Raw genomic sequence first — 232 nt, 5'->3', positions numbered from 1 at the left:
AGTACCGTCTGCGCGAGAAGATCCGTTTCCACTGCGAGGTGGAGGAGGCCCGTTTCGACGCCGGCAGCGGCGAATGGCAGGTGCGCTGCGCCGATGGCCAGACGCTGCGCGCACGGGCCCTGGTCTGCGCCACCGGCCAGTTGAGCCGGCCGCTGCTGCCGCGCCTGCCCGGCCTGGAGCGCTTCCAGGGTCCGGCGTTCCACTCGGCGAACTGGGACGCCGAGGTCGAGCT

1 pseudogene is annotated in these 232 nt (G+C 72.0%); it reads left to right on the top strand.

The window, feature by feature from the left end:
* Positions 1-232 (top strand): annotated as a pseudogene (locus tag BST14_RS32480) (hypothetical protein); the annotation flags it as partial.

The sequence above is a fragment of the Mycobacterium arosiense ATCC BAA-1401 = DSM 45069 genome, from assembly GCF_002086125.1.
Classification (GTDB): Bacteria; Actinomycetota; Actinomycetes; order Mycobacteriales; family Mycobacteriaceae; genus Mycobacterium; species Mycobacterium arosiense.
This window is presented reverse-complemented; position numbering and strand designations above follow the sequence as displayed.